The following is an 18,644-nucleotide window of genomic DNA, read 5'->3' as shown; positions in this document are numbered from 1 at the left end:
CATTCATTCAAGGACACTCAGTGAAACAGCACACGGTCATCGACAGCCCCTACGGACCCCTCACCCTCGTCGCCGACGACGGCGTCCTGTGCGGCCTCTACATGGTCGGCCAGCGCCACCGCCCGCCGGAGGAGAACTTCGGCGAGCGCGACGACACCCTCTTCGACGAGGCGGAAGCCCAGCTGAAGGCCTACTTCGCGGGTGAGTCGAAGGAGTTCACCCTCGAACTGCGGATGGCCGGCACGCCCTTCCAGCGCAGTGTCTGGGACCAACTGCGCCGGATCCCCTACGGCGAGACCCGCTCGTACGGCGAACTGGCCGAAGCCCTGGGCAACGCGGGCGCCTCCCGCGCGGTCGGCCTCGCCAACGGCAAGAACCCCATCGGCATCATCGTCCCCTGCCACCGCGTGGTCGGCGCCAACGGCAGCCTCACGGGATACGGCGGCGGCCTGGACCGCAAGAAGCGGCTGCTGGACTTCGAGAGCGGAGCGGCTCTCTTCTAGCTGTTGCCCAGCCCGAGCAGAAGCTTGGGCAACGCCGTGCCGATCGGCTCCCGTACGACCTCGTCGGCCCGCTCGTCGTACGGCGTCGGCTCGGCGTTGACGATGATCAGGCGGGCCCCGTGGTCGGCGGCGACACCGGCGAGCCCGGCGGCGGGCTGCACCTGCAGACTGCTCCCGACGGCGATGAACACCTGGCAGGCCTTGGTAATGGCAACGGCCTCGCCGAGGACGACGGGGTCGAGCCGCTCCCCGAACATGACGGTCGCCGACTTGAGGATGCCGCCGCACTCCAGGCACGGCGGGTCCACCTCACCGGCCTCGACCCGCGCGAGCGCGTCCTCCATGGGCGCCCTGGCATGGCACTTGGTGCACACCACGCTCCGCGCGCTCCCGTGCAGTTCGAGCACCTTCCGCGCCGGCATCCCGGCGAGCTGATGCAACCCGTCCACATTCTGCGTGATCACCCGCACCGGCACCCCGGACCGTTCCAGCTCGGCCACGGCCCGGTGCGCGGCGTTCGGCTCCGCCTGAAGCGCGCGGTTCTTCCGCCGCATCTGCCACGAGCGGCGCCGGATCTCCGGATCCCCCATGTAGTACTCGTACGTGACGAGCTTCTCGGCCTCCGGGTCGCGCCGCCACAGCCCGTTGGGGCCGCGGTAGTCCGGGATTCCGGAGTCGGTGGAGATACCGGCGCCGCTGAGAAGGGCGACGAGGGGCTTGGTCATGTCACCGAGGGTAGGTCGGGGGATGAGGAGGCGGCGAATGGATATCGCTGGTCGCGTTCGCGGTGGGCCGGGAATCCCGGCGTTCAACTACGGAGCCGGAGCGCGTCGAGCGCCTCGTCCAGCGTCGTCGCGGCCATGATCAGGGAGAGATGGGTGAACGCCTGCGGGAAGTTGCCGAGTTGCTCGCCGCTGGGGCCGATCTCCTCGGCGAACAGGCCGACGTGGTTGGCGTATGTCTGCATCTTCTCGAAGGCGTAGCGGGCCTGGGAGAGGCGTCCCGCGCGGGCGAGGGCGTCGACGTACAGGAACGTGCACAGGCTGAACGTTCCTTCGGAACCGCGCAGTCCGTCGGGGGAGGCCTGGGGGTCGTAGCGGTAGACGAGGCTGTCGGAGACCAGGACGCGGTCCATGGCGTCGAGGGTGCTGAGCCAGGCCGGGCTCCGGGGGGCCAGGAATCCGACGCGGGGGGCGAGCAGCAGGGAGGCGTCCAGGACATCGCCGCCGTAGTACTGGACGAGGGCCTGCTCCTTCTCGTTCCAGCCGCTCTCCATGACCTGTTCGAGGATCGCGTCCCGCGCCTTCGTCCAGAGCACGGTGTCGGCGGGCCTGCTGAACTCGGCCGCCATTTTCAGCCCGCGGTCGAAGGCGGCCCAGCACATCACCCGGCTGTAGGTGAAGTCCTTGCGTCCGCCCCGGGTCTCCCAGATGCCCTCGTCGGGCCGGTCCCAGGAGTCGGCGAGCCAGTTCAGAGTCGAGGCCAGGGCCTTCCACGCGTGATAGCCCGCCTGTTCACCGACCGTGCGGCCCTCGGCCAGGGCGTAGAGGGCCTCGCCATAGATGTCGAGTTGCAGCTGGTCGGTCGCGGCGTTGCCGACCCGGACCGGGTACGAGCCGCGGTAGCCCTCGAAGTGCTCCAGGATCTCCTCCGTCAGATGAGGGTCACCGTCGACCCGGTACATGATCTGGAGGGGTTCGTCGTCCGGTCCCTCGCGGGCACCCAGGCGGTCGCGGAGCCAGTGGGTGAAGCGGGTCGCCTCCTCCACGAAACCGAGATCGAGCAGGGCCCGTACCGACAGGGAGCCGTCGCGCACCCAGGTGTACCGGTAGTCCCAGTTGCGTTCACCGCCGACCTGCTCGGGCAGTCCCATCGTGGCGGCGGCGACCGGCGCGCCCGAGGGGGCGTAGGTGAGGAGCTTGAGGGTGATCGCGGAGCGGTGCACCATCTCCGTCCAGCGGCCCTGGTAGCGCGAGGTGCGCACCCACTTCTGCCAGAAGTCGACGTTCTCCCAGAGCTCTTCCGTGATCCGCTCGGTGGTGGGTGGCGGCGGCATCTCCCCGCCCGGCGCGCACACGGTGAACACCACGCCCGCCGTCTCTCCGGCGTTGAGGGTGATGCTGCCCCGGATGTCCTGCCCGTCCTGTTCGAGCGGGATACTGCCCTGAAGGTAGGCGGTCGTCCCCGGAGCCCGGAACGTCGCGGTGTTCGTGTCGGGCGTGAGGTCGAGTGTGTGGGTGGCCCGCGCGTAGTCGAACCGTGGCCGGCATTCGAGGCCGAAGCGCACGGTGCCGCGCACCGAGCGGACGACCCGTACCAGGCTGTGCCGGTCGGTTGCCGTCAGGCCCGTTTGGACCGGCATGTGGTCGATGACCTCGCCGACTCCGTCGGGTGACATGAAGCGGGTCACCACGAGGGCCGTGTCCGGGTAGTAGAGCTGCTTCCAGGTTCCCTCGGGGTGCTCGGGCGAGAGGAGGAAGTACCCGCCCCCGTCGTGGTCGAGCAGGGCGGCGAAAACACTCGGCGAGTCGAAGCGCGGTGCCGCGAACCAGTCGATCACACCCTGGGACGACACCAGCGCCGCGGTCTGCAGGTCCCCGATGAGCCCGTGGTCGGCGATGGGCGGATAGCGATCCATGCTGATCTCCTTGTCAGGCTGCCGCTGCTTTGACCCGCCCCGAACGGACCGCGTCGACGAGTGCCTGGTGGTCCTTCTCGTTCTGGTCGGCATAGCGCTCGGCGAACGTCACCAGCGCCCGGTCGAAGACGTCGCCCCCGCCCAGATACGAGGCGATCGCGATCCGGTCGCCCGACCTCGCGTGCGCGCGGGCCAGCGTGGCACCGCACAGCGAACCGAAGGCCCGCAATCCCCTCGGCACCATCGTCTCGGGCTCGGCGATGCCCTTCCAGTCCCGCAACTGCCGTACGTAGAAGTCCCGTCGGCGGCCGTCGATGCCCTCGGACCGTTCCCAGCCCAGGAAGATGTCGCTGGTGGCCTGCATGAGCCGCTGGCCGGCGACCACGCGCTCGCCCTGCGTCCGGTAGGCACTGGCCCCGGCGAACGGCGCCAGCACCGACTCGTCGGCCTCCTTGGCCTGGAGAAGCAGCGGATCCGTGTTGTCCCGGCCGAGCAGGAGAACGATCCAGCAGCGGGTGCCGACGCTCCCCACCCCGACCACCTTGCGGGCCATGTCGACCAGCCGGTACTGCTCCAGCAGGAACCGCCGGTCCGACGGGAGGCTCTGACCGTACCGCTCGATCAACCGGCGGATCTGCTTCTCCAGCCCGGCGCGTTCGACGTCCGGCAGCAGGTCCTGGAGCGGCGTGATCAGCGGCGGATCCGGGGCGATACGGACCTTCCCGTCGACGAGGTGGGTGAGCTTGCTGAAGGCCTGGAGACTGTCCCGGGTACGTGCCTTCGCCACCGACTGGGTCCAGCGCTGGCGGGCCCGCGTACTCACGTCCTGGACGAAGTGTTCCCACACCCATTCCTCGTCGAACTGGGAGTACCACACGGGGAGATTGCCCATGGTGGCGAAGCGCCGCATCCACTTGCGGTACGACCGCACGGCCGACAGCACGATGTCGGCCCGCTCCCTGGTGCTGAAGCCGTTCGCCCGGCCCGCGATGACGAGACTGGCGGACAGCCGCTTGACGTCCCACTCCCACGGGCCGGGCAGTGTCTCGTCGAAGTCGTTGATGTCGAACATCATGCGGCGCTCGGGCGAGCCCAGCAGCCGGAAGTTCAGCAGGTGCGCGTCGCCGCACAACTGCGCTCTGATCCCGCTCCGTGGGGTGTCGGCGAGGTCACCGGCCATGATGGCGGCGGCCCCCCGGTAGAAGCGGAAGGGTGACTCGGTCATCCTGCCGTAGCGGATCGGTACGAGCTCCGGCAGCCGCGCCGCCGACTGCGCCTCGATGATGTCCACCGGGTCGGGACGCTTGTCCGTGGGCGCGAATTCGGAGTGACTGGAGCGGGGTACGGCAGAGCGGGCGTCCTTGCCGAGTGCGGCGCGCTCCTGCGGCGTGCGGTGCCGGGTGCCGCCGTCGGCCGGGTGGTTGGTGCTCATTGCAGGCGCCCCGCGATGTGGTCACCGACGCGCAGGGCGTTGGCGATGGCGGTCAGCGAGGGGTTGACCGCTCCGATGCTCGGGAAGAAGCTCGTGTCGACGACGTACAGGTTGTCGAGGTCGTGGGCCTTGCAGTTGACGTCGAGGGCGGAGTCGGCGGGGTCATTCCCGAAGCGGACCGTGCCCGCCTGATGCGCGGTGGCACCGATGGGCATGCCCTTGTGCAGGTAGATGCTGTGCGACAGGAGATGGTGTTCGTGCATGCCCAAGTGGCTGAGCATGCCCTGCAGTTTGTGCCGCAGGCGTTGCAGCCCGGCGATGTTGTTCTTCTCGTCGAGGGCCAGGTGGATGCCGCCGTCCCCGTCCAGGGTGACGCGGTTGTCGGCGAGGGGCAGATCCTCTCCGCACAGCCAGAAGTCGACCGCGTGGTGGGCGAGTACCTCGAACGGCATGTCGGGAGTGACGGCCCCGGCCCAGCGGGGCGCTTCGCCGTGGATCTGCGCGGAGTCGGACTTGCCGAGCATCTGGATGCCGCCGAGGGGATAGTCCCAGTCGTCGGATCCCAGGTACCAGTCGTGCAGCGCCAGGGTCTTCTGGAACCTGGTGTCGTTCGGCTCCTTGGAGACGGCCATCAGGGCCAGGTTGTTGTGCCGCATGTAGTGCCGGCCCACCACGTCCGAGCTGTTGGCCAGGCCCTGCGGATGGCGGTCACTGGCCGAACGCAGCAGCAGGACGGCGGAGTTGACGGCTCCGCAGGCGACGACCACGATGTCGGCGCTGAATTCCACGGTCGAGGGGTCCCCGTCGCCCACCGTCGCGACGACAGTGGTGACACTGCGGCCGGTCGCATCCGTTTCGAGGCGCCGCACGTCCGCGTGGGTGACCATCTCGACGTTGGCGTGTTCGAGGGCGGGGTCGACGCAGATGACCTGCGCGTCGGACTTCGCGCCGACCAGACAGGGGAAGCCGTCGACGCGGTCGCAGCGGATACAGGCGCTGGTGTGTACGGCCTGGCCCCGGTCGTCCTGGGTGAGGTTCACACCGATCGGCAGGTGGAAGGGGTGCAGTCCCTGCTTCTCCAGGTCGTGGCTGAGTTGCTGGATACGCGGCTCGTGCTGGACCGGCGGGTAGGCGTACTGGCCGCTGGTGGGACCCTCGGTCGGGTCCTCGCCGTGCCGGCCGTGGACGAGATAGAGGTGTTCGGCCTGTGTGTAGTACGGCTCCAGGTCTTCGTAGCGAAGCGGCCAGGCGGGGGAGACGCCGTCGTGGTGGCGGAGTTCGCCGAAGTCCTCGGGGCGCATACGGAAGAGGGCGGCGCCGTAGAACTTGGTGTTGCCGCCCACGTAGTAATTGACCTCGGGCGGGAACTGGTTTCCGTGTTTGTCGAACCAGAATTCCGGGGCGCGGTATTTCCCTTTGACGAAGACCGCGGTGGAATCCCAGTTGTCGCGTTCGCGGGGCAGATAACCACCGCGTTCCAGAAGGAGAATCCGTTTCCCGGTGGGCGCCAGTCGGTGGGCGATCGTGCCACCGCCCGCACCGCTGCCGATAACGATGACGTCGTAGTGCTGCGCGTCGGTCATGCCGGCCACCGTCCTTGGAACATGGTTCGGTATTGCCGGGTGAAGAGGCCATCAACCCACCCACCAACGTATCTCCGGGCCATGTTTCCGGCGAGTTGGGCTAGTCGGGTGAGCCGAGCCGCCGGGCCACGGCGGGTTCCCGTGCGATGACTGCACCAGTGGTGATGCCGACGGCGACGACGACGCAGAGTCCGATCAGCCACGACAGCACGGTGAAGACCGCGCCCAACGACCCGTACCGGTCCAGGCTGTGGTTGAGCGCGGTGGGTACGTACAGCTTGGCCACCACCGCCAGTACGGTCAGGGCCGTCCCGGTGAGGAGCGCACCGGGCAGCAGCGGCAGCCAGGGGACGCGCGCGGCCAGCAGCAGGTGCTGGGTCCACCACCAGACGCCCACCTGGGTGACCAGCACCAGCGGCAGGCCGAGCCATAGCCCGGCGCCGAATCCGTTCCGCAGCGGTCCCTGCAGGGCGATCACGGCCAGAAAAGCCACGAGCCACACGAGCCATCTCCATGCGACGATCCGCGCGCTCGTCTTCGGCAGCCGCCAAGCCCGCTGGCAGAGCCGCTGCATCGCACGGCTGCACGCGGTGGCGGAGAGCAGCACCATCAGTGCGCTGACCAGCCCGGTGCTCTGCCGCAGGCTTCCGGAATCGGCGTCGTAGACCATCTTCAGCTGCTGGTCGGCGGCGCCGTTGATACCGAGGACGTCGTGCACGGAGTCGACGATCTGGTTGCGCAGTCCCTCCGGTGCGAAGGAGGCGACCACGAACAGCAGGGGAACGGCGGTCAGGAAGGCCTGGGCCGCCAGCCGCGTCGCGGAGTCCAGCAGGTTCACCGCGATCAGGTGGGAGGTGAGGCGGGTGATCACCGGGAACCGCTCCTCGGCGGTGCTCCGCAGCCGCAGCAGCCGGGCCCGCAGACGCGCCGCCCGCGCGCGCCAACGGCCCGCCCTGCCGTTCGTGGGCGAGCCGGATCCTCTGCCTGCGTGCATCCTGCTCCCCGGGTCGGGCCTGGGTTCCACGCTCCGAGGCGTGCCCGCGCCACCAGGGTGCCGCCCGGCGCGCCCGCCGGGCCTGCGGCGCGAGCGGCGTTGCGCCGTACGGGGGAAGGGGCCGCCGGTGGCGTTCCGGGCGGGACAGCGGATTTGTGGGTGCGGACGGGGGCGGTGACGATGGGTTCATGCGCGCTTCCGGCGCCGCCGCGGGGCTCGCGAGGCCATGTGGAGGCAGGGATGGTCCTTGACCTGATGCTCATCGGCCTGGCGATCGCCTTGAACCCGTTCCCGGTCACCGGATTCGTCCTGGTGCTGTCCGCACCCAACGGGCTCTGGATGGGGCTGGCCTTCATCCTCGCGTGGCTGGCCTGCTTCGTCGGGATCCTCGCCCTGGTGCTGCTCATGACCGGCGGGGAGCCGCCGCCGCCGAAGTCTCCGCCCTCCACAGCCGCGCTGGCCGCCAAACTGGCCATCGGCGTCGGGCTCGTCTGGTACGCGCAGCACACCCGCCGCACGGCGGGCCAACGGCAGAAGTCCTCAGGGCTGCTGTCGAGGCTTGACACGATCTCCCCGTGGACGGCGGCCGGGCTGGCGTTCCTCCTTCAGCCGTGGGGCTGCGTGGCCGCCGGTGCCGCCACGGTGGTGGAGGCCGACCTCTCCCGTCCCGCCTCGTACGCCGCGTTGCTGGGTTACTGCCTGCTGGCCAGCTCCAGCCTGCTGACGATGGAGATCTACGCGACCTTCGCCCCCGACTCGGCCCGCGAACGGCTCGGGAGGCTGCGCACGTGGCTGGAAGGCCATCAGGACCAGGCGATCGTGAGTCTGTCGCTGCTGCTGGGGATCTGGCTGGTGAGCAGGAGCATCTACGAGCTGACCTCCTGAGCCGGCTCGGCCGTCACAGGATCGCGAGGGGATTGACCGGGGAGCCGGTGGCCGCGGACAGCCGGAGAGGGGCGATCACGCAGAGGAAGGACCAGCGGCCTTCCCGGGCGCAGATCGGCGCGAGGTCCTCGAACCGCAGATAGTCGAGCAGATGCAGTCCCATCGCGTGGATGGCGAGCACATGCACCGGGAACGCGATCCCCTCCGCGGCGCTGGGGGCCGTGTCGTTGTTCCCGTCACTGCCGAGGACGGCCACCTCCCGCTCGGCCAGGAACTCCATGGCGGTCGGATGGAGTCCGGCACGGGCGCCGGCCGTGTCCCAGGGGCCGAGCTCCTCACGGCGCCGGCGGTGCCCGACCCGTACGAGCAGGATGTCGCCCCGGCCCACCCGGAGTCCCTGCCGTGCCTCGGCGCCGACGAGGTCCTCGGCGGTCACGTGAGATCCGGGTTCGAGCCAGGACACGCCGTGCACCCGGGGGATGTCCAGGAGGACCCCGCGTCCGACGATGCCGTCGCGGGCCAGGTCGACGGACAGGTCGCTCGCTCCGCTCGGCGACAGGACGTCCGCCGCCGGTATGCCGCCGTGCAGCGTGCCGTCGTAGATGACGTGGCACAGCGCGTCGAGGTGGCTGTCCACATCGCCGTGAACGTTCATGGCGAAGCGGTCCCGCGCGAACTCCAGGCCGATCGAGTCCGGTTCACCGCCGACCGGAGCGGTGAGCCGGTGCTCGGCCGGATCGGCGTTGTCGGGTCCGGTACGGGTGTTCACGGGGGCGGCGAGCGACACCGTACGTCCCGACCGCACCTCGCGGACGGCCGCCAGCACCTGTTCTTCGGTGATCGTGTCCAGAGCGCCCCGGTGCGTGTCACCGCCGGGGGCCGTGTCGCGCAGGCGTCGGTAGAGCGACCGGAAGTCGGATTTGCTCAGCTCGTCGGACGTCCCCATGCCTCCACCCTCCGCCAGTCGGCGGATTCCGGCACGCCGAGTTGCCCGGTCCGGCAGTCGCCGCGTTAATGGATGAGCGACCGGTCCGGACCACATGCCGGCGCGCACCGCACCGATACGCGGAGGTCCGGATGGACATGATCCACGTCCGGGCGGTGTGCCCGCCGGACCTCACGGAACGCACCATGGCCCTGCTGAGCGCCGAGCCGTGCGTCCTGAACCTGCTGCTGCACGGCGGCAGCGTACGCAACCCCGACGGCGACGCCGTCGAGTGCGACGTCCTCACCGGAGCCGCGAACGAAGTGCTGCGCGGACTGCGGGACCTCGGACTGGAACGCCGTGGCTCCATCATCCTCGCGCCGGTCGACGTCGCGTTCTCGCAGCGCGCGGCCAAGGCCGGCGCCGAGGAGCTCGGGGCCCAGACGCGCGCTCCGGTGTGGGAGCAGGTGGAGGCCCGGATCCGGGCCGAGGGCAGATACCCGCCGAGCTTCTATCTCTTCCTCGTCATCGCCGGAATCATCGGCGCGGTGGGCATCATCACCAACTCCCAGATCCTCATCGTCGCGGCCATGGTGGTCGGACCCGAGTACGGGGCCATCACCAGCGTCGCCCTCGGGATCGACCGCCGCTCCCGGCCGAGGATCCGGCAGGGCCTCATGGCCCTGCTCGTGGGCTTCCTCCTGGCCATTGCCGCGACCTACCTCTTCTCCCTCCTTGTCCGGGGCTTCGGGCTGCAACCGAGGGCCTTCGAGCTGGGACTGCGGCCCGTCTCGAATCTGATCAACACCCCCAACTTCTTCTCGGCCGTGGTGGCGGTGCTGGCCGGGATCGTCGGCATCGTCTCCCTGACCGAGGCCCGCACGAGCGCACTGCTCGGCGTCTTCATCTCGGTGACCACCATTCCGGCGGGAGCCGACATCGGGGTCTCGTGCGCGTACGCCAGCTGGGACGAGGCCTGGGGTTCCCTGCTCCAGCTGCTGCTCAACATCGTCGTACTGATCGTGGTCGGGACCGGCACGCTCAAGTGCCAGCGGGCGCTCTGGCGGCGGGTGAGCGAGCGCCGGCACGAGCACGCGGTCAGACGGCCGGCGTAGGAGTGGGCGGCGTAGGAGTGGACGGCGTGGCAGGGGCGCCGGTGTCCAGGAACTCGCGGATCGCGAAGGCGATCAGCACGATCACTCCCGTCCACACCACGACCCCGATCGTCGGGTAGTTCCAGGCGAACAGGACGATCGCGGCGACCGCGAGGATCACGCCGCCGATCCACCGCTTGAAGCGGTGCACGAACCGTCCGACCGCACCCAGCGGGAGCCCCGCCGACACGGCGACGTCGCGCAGGGCGCCGATGCCCTTGCGGCAGCCCGTACGGGTGAGGACCGCGACCCGGGACGGGCCGATGAGGAAGGCGCCGAGGGCCGTCGCGAGAGCGAGCGCACCGACCGCCCGGACGCCGGAGCGCAGGAACTTGACCAGTGCGTCGAACACCGCGCCGGCGGCGGCCTCGGACGCCCCGACGGGCAGATGGTCGAGATAGACCGACCGCATGAGGGTGAGTGCGACGCCGAGCACCAGCATGGCGACGAACACCCCGAGCCCGACCCCGATCAGCGCCCGGCGGCGGTGGACGGCCAGGTACACACCCAAGGCGGCGATCAGTACGGCGATGATGGGGAGCCAGGTGCCGATGATCTCCAGCAGTCTCAGATACGTCTTGATCTTGCCGACGTCCTTGGACGCGAACACCACGAAGTCCGTGTGGACGGCCGGGATCCGAGCGGCCGGCTTGAACCCGGCGCTGACCAGTTGGTCCTTGACGTTGGCCACGATGGGTCCCACGTCGATGGCGACCTGACCGTTTTTCACGGACACCGGACCGCCGGACTCGCCCGTGAGGGCCTTGTCCAGGGCGCTGTGGACCTTGCGGTTCGCGTTCACCCAGACGGTGTCGAAGGCGTTGCTGGAGACCACCCGTTCCACGGTGCCGCTGACCAGACTCTTCAGGCCGCTGGTGATCGGGCCCTTCAGGTCGCCGAGCAGCTGGGCCGCCCTCGGCGGGGCACCCTTCTCGGACGCCGCCTGCTCCAACTGCTTGACCAGCGCTTCCACGTCGATCTGCGCCAGGACCTCGGTGGTGACCCGGTTGGTGATCGCCTTCTGCACATCCGGATTGCTCGCCAGCGGCCCCACGGTGGCGACGTAGCGGTCCGTGTCCCGCACGATGCTGTTCGCCCAGACCGCGACGACGGCCAGCAGCGACAGCAGCGAGGCGAGGAGAATCAGCAGGACCGAACCCGTCGACCGGAGCCAGTGGTGCCGCGCGGCCCCCGGCGGCCCGGCGCTCTCCAGGGCGCTCACCCGGTGCCGCAGTTCGTCCAGCTCGTTGCGCTCCCGCGCCGAAAGCTGCTGGTCGCCGGACGGTTCTACGGGGTGTTTGTCCGGGTCGGGTGGGGGCGGGCTGCTCGTCATGGTTACAGGAGATCCGTGCGGATCTGATCCCGCGACCTGAAACCCGCCCTGTGGGTGAATGCCGCATCGAAGTGCGGCGGGTTCCGTCCGATGATGCAATGGCATTCGGGGACGAGGGATCCATGGCAAGGGGGGACAGGGGGAATTCCGTTACCAGCCAGGGGTGAAGCCGTGAGCGAAGAATTCGTTGAAATGGGACCGATCGATTACGTGGTCGTCGAGTTTCCCGGCAACCGCATGACCGGCGAGGGCTTTCCTCTGCTGGTCGATCTGGTGGACCGCGGCCTCATCCGCATCCTCGATCTGATGTTTGTCAGGAAGGATGAGGACGGATCCGTGGTCGGCCTGGAAATCGCCGACCTCACCGGCGACGGAGCCCTGGACCTGGCCGTCTTCGAGGGCGCTTCCTCCGGCCTGCTCGGCCAGGACGACATCGAGGAGGCGGCCAAGGCCCTGGAGCCGGGCAACTCCGCCGGAATCCTGATCTACGAGAACCTGTGGGCGGCGCCCTTCGCCACCGCCCTGCGACGCGGCGGTGCGCAACTGGTCGCCTCCGGGCGGATCCCGGTGCCGGCCGTGCTGGCCGCGCTGGACGCCACGGACTAGGCCCTGCTCGAAGCGACGGTGCCGCGATGCGCGCCTTGGCGTCATCCGCCTCGGCGTCATCCGGAGAACGACAGGTCGGCGCGGGCGGCTGCCGTCCCGCAGCGCGGAAGGCATCGCGGTGACGGAAGACCAAGTGCTCGTCGGCCTCGGCCTGATCGTCGTACTCGCCGCCGCTTCCCAGCTGGTCGCGCACCTTCTGCACATCCCCGCGCTGATCGTTCTGCTGCCCGTCGGATTCACCGCCGGCGCGCTGACGGACGACGTCAACCCCGAACGGCTCCTGGGCAGTACCTTCTCGCCACTGGTCTCGCTGGCCGTCGCGGTGATCCTCTACGATGCCGGGCTCGGCCTGGACCTGAAGAGGTTCAGGGCCCACACACGCCGGGTCGTGGTGCGGCTGATCTGGTGGGGCACCCTGGTCACCTGCTTTTCGGCGGCGCTCCTGGCCATGCCGCTGCTCGGGATGTCACAGGGCGCGGCCGTGATGCTCGGAGCGATCCTGATCGTGTCCGGGCCGACCGTTGTCGGCCCGCTGCTCAACTTCGTCCGTCCCACGGAACGGTTGCAGCGGATCCTCATCTGGGAGGGGTCGCTGATCGATCCGGTGGGCGGCATCCTGGGCGCGCTGGTCTTTCACGGTGTCACGTCCGGAGGGCGCAGCGGCTTCGCGAGCGAGATCGGCCACTTCGCCGTCAGTATCGCGGTGGGAGTGGTGGGGGGTGTCGCCGGAGCGGCCGTACTGACGGTGGCGCTGCGCAGGCTCCGGCTCGGCGAGGTGCTCGGCACCACGGTGCAGCTCGCCGCGGTGGTCGGGGTGGCGGCCGCCTGCGACGTGGTCCGGGACGACACGGGACTCATCGCCGCCGTTCTGATGGGGCTGGCGGTGGCGAACCTGCCCGGCTTGGACGTCTCTGCCCGAAGGCCGTTCTTCGAGACCCTCGTGAATCTGGTCATCGGACTGTTGTTCATCTCCATCTCGGCCACCGTCAGCCCGCACTCCCTGCGGCATGTCCTGCTGCCGACGCTGGGTCTCGTGGCGGTCCTCGTACTCGTCGTCCGTCCCCTTGTGGCACTTGTGTCAGCGCTGAGGACCGATCTGACGGCCGGGGAACGGGGCTTCCTCGGGTGGATGGCACCCCGCGGAATCGTGGCCGCGTCCACCGCCTCGACGTTCTCGTCCTCACTGGTCGACAAGGGCATCGGTGGCGCCGCCAAGATCCTCCCGGCCACGTTCGTGGTGATCGTGGCCACCGTCACGCTGTACGGGCTGAGCGCGGGGCCCGTGGCCCGACGGCTGGGCGTGGTGCGCTCGGCGCGTTCCAGGCCCCTGCTCGTGGGCGGCGATCCATGGGTGGTCGATCTGGGGCTGGCCCTGCGCTCGGCGGGGCTGGACGTGGTCATGTGGGCAGGGCACGAGACGGAGCGCGACAGCATCAGGGCCGCCGGGATCGAACTCGCCCCCGGAGAGCTGTTCGCCGCGGCCACGGGCGCGGGCGCGGAGCTCGAAGGCCTTACCGGGGTGCTGCTCCTCACCGGCGAGGACGACTTCAACGCGCTGGCGTCGATGAACCTCGAGGGCAGCGTGGAGGGGACGGTCTACCGTCTCGGGCCGCCCGTGGAGAGTCAGGGCGTCATCGCCCCCTACACAGGTGGCCAGGTGCTCTTCGGCCCGGAACTGACCGGACCCGAACTGACGCGCCGCTACGCCCTGGGCGCCCGTGTCGTGACACATCGCGTCGACGGTCCCGTCCCGGCGGGGCACACCGTGCTGTTCCTGGTGCGCGGGGACGGCCGGCTGCTTCCCGTCACGCGTGGCGGCGGTCCGACGCCGCAGGGCGGAGACGTCGCCGTACTCCTGAGCGCCTGACCGGTCAGCGGGCCCGGCCGAGGCGCTCGACGGCGGCCCATACCGGGGCGAGATTCGCCGGAAGGGCGGCTGTGGCATCCAGGGTCATGCCCGGCTCGTCCGGTTCCAGTGGCTCCAGCGTCTCGAACTGCGAGTCGACCAGCCGGGCGGGCATGAAGTGACCGGTGCGCCGGGACACGCGGTCCCACGCGGTGTCCCGGTCCAGGGCGAGGTACAGGCACCAGAGCCTTGAGCCCGCGGCCGCCCGGAACTCGTCGCGGTACCGGCGCCTGAGGGCCGAACAGGCGACGACCAGCCCCTCGCCGGCCTCGGTGGAGCGCCGGATACGGTCGGCGAGGCCGCGCAGCCAGGGCTCGCGGTCGGCGTCGTCCAGGGCGTGGCCGGCGGCCATCTTGGCGACATTCGCGGCGGGATGGAAGTCGTCGCCCTCCACGAACGGCAGGCCGAGCCGCTCGGAGACCGCCTTGCCGACGGTGGTTTTCCCGGAACCCGCTACGCCCAGGACCACGACGACCGGCGGCCCGTCCCAGGCCCCGGTCATGGGTTCTCGGGCTCCCGTCCGGCCGCCGTCTGCCGCAAGTCCGCCTCGGTGAGCGGCTGGAGGACCCCGCGGGTGTCCAGCCGGTAGAGCAGGACGAGGGGCGGTCCGACGAGCACCACCGCGATGACCGTGACCAGCATCAGCCAGCGCAGCGTCGTCGACGCTCCGGCCGCCTGGGACACGGTCAGCGAGGTGGGAATGAGGTAGGGCCGCTGAGCCAGCCCCCACGCCAGGACGACGAGGGCCACGCTGCCGACCGCGGTGACTCGCGCCCAGCCTGTCGCGGTGCGGTAGAGCAGTCCGGCGGTGGCCAACGCGCTGACGACGGCGACCAGGACGAAGGCGAGACCGATTCCGCTGGTCAGCCCGTCGTGCACGTAGGGCGCGTCGTTGTGGGTCACGGCGAGGCCGACGACCGCCAGCACGGCGAGGACGCCGAGGCTGCACCAGGCCCGCAGCCGGAAGTAACCGACGAGGTCGGGGGCATTGAAGCGGCGGGCGTCGGCGGTCAGGAACACCGCCCCGAGGAAGGCGGTCGCGGCGACAGTGAGCAGCCCGGCGATCACGGAGGTCCCGTTGGCCCATGCGTGGGCGGTTGCGTTCGTGCCGGGAGCCACCTGGCCCGTGGCGATCCCCCCGATCGCCGCCCCGAGGAAGAAGGGCGTCAGGAGCGAGGAAACGGCGAAGACGGCGCCGTAGACCCGGCGCCGGGCGAGCCGCCGCGTCGGTTTGCGCAGCGCGAAGCCGGCTCCGCGCAGGACGAGTCCCACGGCCGCGAGCGCCAGGGGGAGCCACATGGCCGAGAAGACCGTCTCGAACAGGACCGGGAAACCGGTCCATGTGATGACCAGAACGAAGATGAGCCAGACGTTGTTGGTCTCCCACACCGGTTCCATGGCGTGGTCGATGAGCCACCGGGGGCGTTTGCCGCGTTCGGCGCCGCCGGCGACGAGGTCCCAGAATCCGGCGCCGTAGTCCGTGCCGCCGGCGCACGCGTAGGCGGCCACGGCGGCCAGCAGCACCCAGGCGACGACATCCTCGATCATTCGTCCCCACCCCTGTTCGTGCCCGCGGTCGTGGACAACGGGCGGGGCCCGTAGGGGGTGTCGCCCTCCAGGTCCTCGGCCAAGGCTCCGGCGAGGACGCCCTCGTCGGCCAGCCGCCACCGTCTGCTCATCTTCAGCAGGATGGCCAGGAAGGAGCCGAGGACGAGGACGTAGACCACCACGACGATGCCGAACATCGTCCACAGAGACGCGGCGTGGGTGCCCGTCACCGCCTCCGAGACCCGCATGTTCTGGTAGACGATCCAGGGCTGCCGGCCCACTTCGGTCGTGATCCAGCCGCACTCGACGGTCAGCAGGCAGGCGGCGCCCGCGACAGCGGCGCTCCGGAAGAACCAGCGCGACTTGGGCAGGTCACGACGGCGCAGCCAGCACCAGCCGTACCAGAGCGCGAGCAGGATGAGCAGGCTCCCGATGGTCACCATGATGTCGAACGCCCAGTGGGCGATGGTGGCCTGGGTCGCCGTCGGGCGGTCGCTCGCGGGAACCGATGTCAGTCCGGTCACCTTGGTGTCCGGGCTGAACCCGGCGAGGATCGAGTCCAGTTGGGGGATCTTGATCCCGCCGGAGATCGACCCGTCGGGATGCAGCCGCCCGAACATGTACTCCGGCACGTGGGTGTCGGTGTTCCAGACGATTTCGGTGGCCGCGAACTTCACCGGCTGCTTGTGGAAGACGGAGCGGGCGATGGCGTCCCCGAGCATGAACTGCACGGGGGTGAGGATCGCGGCGACGGTGAACGGCACGGTGAAGCCGAGCCGGTGGTAGCGGTCCCGGCGGCCCCGCAGCAGACCGACCGCGTACACCCCGGCGACGACATATCCGGCGGTCAGGACCACGCCGACCACGAAGTGCCAGTACTCGGGGCCGAACATCGGGGTGAAGACCGCCTGCCGCACATTGACGTTCACGGGCTTGCCGGACGCGTCGAGCGTGAAGCCGCGGGGTGTGTTCATCCAGGCGTTCGCGGCCACGATGCCGAACGCCCCCATCAGGGCGGTCAGCGGCAGGGGCAGGGCGAGCCAGAAGTGCGTCCACGGCTTGAGCCGGCGCCAGCCGTAGAGATAGATGGCGATGAGGATCGCTTCGAGGAAGAACGCCCATGCCTCGATCCCGAAGCCGAGGCCGAAGACATCGCCCCACCGGCCCATCATCCCCGGCCACAGCAGACCGAATTCGAAGGAGAGCACGGTGCCCGTCACGATGCCGATGGCGAACTGGACGGCCATGACCGCCGACCAGCGCCGCGCGAGCAGCAGGGCGACGGCATCGCCCTTGCGCAGCCCGCGGTAGTGCATCAGGAGGGTGATGGCGGGCAGGGCCACGCCGAAGGGCACGAGCAGGATGTGGGAGGCCAGGGTGAAGGCCATCAGCTCCCGGGCGGGCAGCAGTTGTGGTGGGCCTTCTGCCAGAAAGTGGTCGATCACGCTGTTCACATGGGCCTCGGCGGCTCGTACCGGACGGCTTCGAAGGAGCGGGCTTCAGCCACCGGTGGCGAAACCGGGGAACAGCGTCATTCCGCCGTCCACGTAGATCGTGGTCCCCACGACATAGTCGAAGAGGTCGGATGCCAGCGCGGCCACCACGTTCGCGATGTCGTCCGGGTCGCCGACGCGGCGGTAGGGGACGAGCCGGAGCAGCTCGGCCTCGGCCTCGGGGGTGTCCCAGGCGCTGCGGTTGATGGGTGTGCGGATCGCTCCCGGAGCAACGGCGTTGACCCGGATCCGGTAAGGCGCGAGCTCCTGCGCGAGGGTCGCCATGAGCATCTGCACCCCGCCCTTGGACGCCGCGTAGTTCACGTGGCCCGACCAGGGGATGATCTGGTGGACCGAACTCATGCAGATGATTTTCCCGGCGGAACGGGAGACCTCCGGGACTACACCCCGCCGCAGGAATTCCTTGGACGCTTCGCGGGCGCACAGGAATTGGCCGGTCAGATTGACGTCCAGTACTTTGTGCCACTGTTCCATGGTCATGTCGGTGAGGGGGGCATCGCGCTGGAGCCCCGCATTCGCCACCATGACGTCGATGGTGCCGAATTCCTTGACCATTCGGGAGACCATGCCGACGACCTGGTCCTCCTGCGACACGTCCGCCTCGTGTGCGTAGGCGCGGACGCCGAAGCCCTCGATCTCGCGCACGACCTCTTCTGCGGCGTCCCGCCCTGCCACGTAGTTCACCACCACATCGGCGCCCACTCGCCCCAGGCCGATCGCGGTGGCCTTGCCGATGCCGGAATTCGCCCCTGTCACGAGAGCCTTCTGCCCCTTGAGGACCTGGGGGGCGGGGGGCAGGTGGCTTTCGGTGCCGCTGGTTTCCACGCGTGTCTCCCTGTGGGTGCTGCCGCGGATATTCGGAGGAATCCGCCCCACAACGAAAGCACTGATGGGTCCCTACGGCCTGGTGGCGCGTCGCCTGTCAGCCGGTCGTGGTGCTGTCCCGGGCTGAACGGACCAACACGCACCTGCCGGGTTGCCGCGGACGGCGCGTTCGGCTAGCCGGTGGCGCTGGAGTCCCGGGTGGTTCCGACGCACAGCGCCCAGATGACGAAGGCATCCACGGCGATCAGCACGCTGGCCCACACGGGGGAGTACGGCAGCCACATGAAGTTGGCGATCATCGACAGACCCGCCAGGGCGATACCGACCACGCGTGCCCACATGAGTCCACTGAAGACCGCGATGCCCGCCAGGACGACCAGGACGCCGAGGAGCATGTGGATCCAGCCCCAGCTCGTCAGGTCGAAGCTGTAGGTGTAGTTGCGGGTGGTGACGAAGACGTCGTCCTCGGCGATGGCGGCGATTCCTTCGAATATCGCCATCGCTCCGCCGAAGATCATCATGACTCCGGCGAAGGCGGTCCAGCCGGTCGCCCACACTCGTTCGCCGTGACCGGTTTCGTGTTGGTGCATGCCACTTGTCGTCATTTCGAGCTCCTACCGCGTAGGCCTCGCCACTGACCTGGGACCGGTCGGTGGCCCACGCTTCAGCTTGCCACGAGAGTGGCCGACCGGCAGAACTCGGGGATTTCCGCAGGGCAGTACCAAGGCCGGTGTGCGGGGGAATTCATACGGTGCTCCAATAGAGGTATCCGGTGCGCCGAGAATTGCGCGTCGGTCA

General features: G+C 69.5%; 17 protein-coding genes. 5 read left to right on the top strand and 12 right to left on the bottom strand.

Features of this window, described 5'->3' with window-relative positions; all coding sequences use genetic code 11:
* The first annotated feature begins 20 nt into the window (after positions 1 to 20).
* Positions 21 to 503 carry a methylated-DNA--[protein]-cysteine S-methyltransferase gene (locus OIC96_RS07915; protein WP_330308567.1) on the top strand — a complete coding sequence of 161 codons (483 nt, stop codon included), beginning with the start codon at positions 21 to 23 and terminating at the stop codon, positions 501 to 503.
* On the opposite strand, the gene OIC96_RS07910 is transcribed toward OIC96_RS07915, so the two are convergent.
* From OIC96_RS07910 to OIC96_RS07890, 5 genes are all read right to left on the bottom strand, one after another.
* Positions 500 to 1,228, bottom strand: coding sequence for an SIR2 family NAD-dependent protein deacylase (locus tag OIC96_RS07910; protein WP_330308568.1), 729 nt, complete (start codon positions 1,226 to 1,228; stop codon positions 500 to 502). The genes OIC96_RS07915 and OIC96_RS07910 overlap by 4 nt on opposite strands.
* Positions 1,229 to 1,311: 83 nt before the next feature.
* Positions 1,312 to 3,141 carry a glycoside hydrolase family 15 protein gene (locus OIC96_RS07905; RefSeq protein ID WP_330308569.1) on the bottom strand — a complete coding sequence of 610 codons (1,830 nt, stop codon included), beginning with the start codon at positions 3,139 to 3,141 and terminating at the stop codon, positions 1,312 to 1,314.
* Positions 3,142 to 3,154: 13 nt separating this feature from the next.
* Positions 3,155 to 4,573, bottom strand: coding sequence for a DUF2252 domain-containing protein (locus OIC96_RS07900; protein WP_330308570.1), 1,419 nt, complete (start codon positions 4,571 to 4,573; stop codon positions 3,155 to 3,157).
* Complete coding sequence (locus OIC96_RS07895) at positions 4,570 to 6,156, bottom strand: GMC family oxidoreductase (protein ID WP_330308571.1); 1,587 nt, start codon at positions 6,154 to 6,156, stop codon at positions 4,570 to 4,572. The genes OIC96_RS07900 and OIC96_RS07895 overlap by 4 nt, the downstream gene beginning before the upstream one ends.
* A gap of 100 nt (positions 6,157 to 6,256) precedes the next feature.
* Positions 6,257 to 7,150: a YhjD/YihY/BrkB family envelope integrity protein gene (locus OIC96_RS07890; RefSeq protein WP_330308572.1), complete on the bottom strand. Its 894-nt coding sequence runs from the start codon at positions 7,148 to 7,150 to the stop codon at positions 6,257 to 6,259.
* Between the two features lie 240 nt (positions 7,151 to 7,390).
* On the opposite strand from OIC96_RS07890, the gene OIC96_RS07885 reads away from it, so the two are divergent.
* Complete coding sequence (locus OIC96_RS07885) at positions 7,391 to 8,035, top strand: GAP family protein (RefSeq protein ID WP_330308573.1); 645 nt, start codon at positions 7,391 to 7,393, stop codon at positions 8,033 to 8,035.
* 13 nt (positions 8,036 to 8,048) lie between these two features.
* Here OIC96_RS07885 and OIC96_RS07880 read toward each other — a convergent pair whose 3' ends face one another.
* On the bottom strand, positions 8,049 to 8,981 hold the full coding sequence (locus OIC96_RS07880; RefSeq protein ID WP_330308574.1) for a cyclase family protein: 933 nt from the start codon (positions 8,979 to 8,981) through the stop codon (positions 8,049 to 8,051).
* A 131-nt stretch (positions 8,982 to 9,112) separates the two neighbouring features.
* Here OIC96_RS07880 and OIC96_RS07875 point away from each other — a divergent pair, with 131 nt between their 5' ends.
* Complete coding sequence (locus OIC96_RS07875; RefSeq protein ID WP_330308575.1) at positions 9,113 to 10,075, top strand: DUF389 domain-containing protein; 963 nt, start codon at positions 9,113 to 9,115, stop codon at positions 10,073 to 10,075.
* On the opposite strand, the gene OIC96_RS07870 is transcribed toward OIC96_RS07875, so the two are convergent.
* The gene (locus tag OIC96_RS07870; RefSeq protein ID WP_330308576.1) at positions 10,059 to 11,447 is read right to left on the bottom strand and encodes a hypothetical protein; all 1,389 of its coding nucleotides are present in this window, start codon (positions 11,445 to 11,447) and stop codon (positions 10,059 to 10,061) included. The genes OIC96_RS07875 and OIC96_RS07870 overlap by 17 nt on opposite strands.
* A gap of 192 nt (positions 11,448 to 11,639) precedes the next feature.
* On the opposite strand from OIC96_RS07870, the gene OIC96_RS07865 reads away from it, so the two are divergent.
* Together OIC96_RS07865 and OIC96_RS07860 are read left to right on the top strand one after the other, a co-directional pair.
* A complete protein-coding gene (locus OIC96_RS07865; RefSeq protein WP_330308577.1) occupies positions 11,640 to 12,053 on the top strand; it encodes a DUF6325 family protein in 414 nt (137 codons plus the stop codon).
* A 118-nt stretch (positions 12,054 to 12,171) separates the two neighbouring features.
* Positions 12,172 to 13,920 (top strand): cation:proton antiporter, encoded by a 1,749-nt coding sequence (locus OIC96_RS07860; protein ID WP_330308578.1) that lies wholly within the window; start codon positions 12,172 to 12,174, stop codon positions 13,918 to 13,920.
* Between the two features lie 4 nt (positions 13,921 to 13,924).
* On the opposite strand, the gene OIC96_RS07855 is transcribed toward OIC96_RS07860, so the two are convergent.
* The 5 genes from OIC96_RS07855 to OIC96_RS07835 all read right to left on the bottom strand — a co-directional run bounded on the left by OIC96_RS07855 (position 13,925) and on the right by OIC96_RS07835 (position 18,436).
* On the bottom strand, positions 13,925 to 14,461 hold the full coding sequence (locus tag OIC96_RS07855) for a gluconokinase (protein ID WP_330308579.1): 537 nt from the start codon (positions 14,459 to 14,461) through the stop codon (positions 13,925 to 13,927).
* A complete protein-coding gene (locus tag OIC96_RS07850) occupies positions 14,458 to 15,507 on the bottom strand; it encodes a cytochrome d ubiquinol oxidase subunit II (protein WP_330308580.1) in 1,050 nt (349 codons plus the stop codon). Before OIC96_RS07850 ends, OIC96_RS07855 begins: the two co-directional genes overlap by 4 nt.
* Positions 15,504 to 16,895 (bottom strand): cytochrome ubiquinol oxidase subunit I, encoded by a 1,392-nt coding sequence (locus OIC96_RS07845; protein ID WP_330310352.1) that lies wholly within the window; start codon positions 16,893 to 16,895, stop codon positions 15,504 to 15,506. The genes OIC96_RS07850 and OIC96_RS07845 overlap by 4 nt, the downstream gene beginning before the upstream one ends.
* 111 nt (positions 16,896 to 17,006) lie before the next feature.
* Positions 17,007 to 17,846: an SDR family oxidoreductase gene (locus tag OIC96_RS07840; RefSeq protein WP_330308581.1), complete on the bottom strand. Its 840-nt coding sequence runs from the start codon at positions 17,844 to 17,846 to the stop codon at positions 17,007 to 17,009.
* A gap of 173 nt (positions 17,847 to 18,019) precedes the next feature.
* A complete protein-coding gene (locus OIC96_RS07835; RefSeq protein ID WP_330308582.1) occupies positions 18,020 to 18,436 on the bottom strand; it encodes a DUF7144 family membrane protein in 417 nt (138 codons plus the stop codon).
* Positions 18,437 to 18,644: the final 208 nt, after the last annotated feature.

Source organism: Streptomyces sp. NBC_00775, from assembly GCF_036347135.1.
GTDB lineage: Bacteria > Actinomycetota > Actinomycetes > Streptomycetales > Streptomycetaceae > Streptomyces > Streptomyces lutosisoli.
This window is presented reverse-complemented; position numbering and strand designations above follow the sequence as displayed.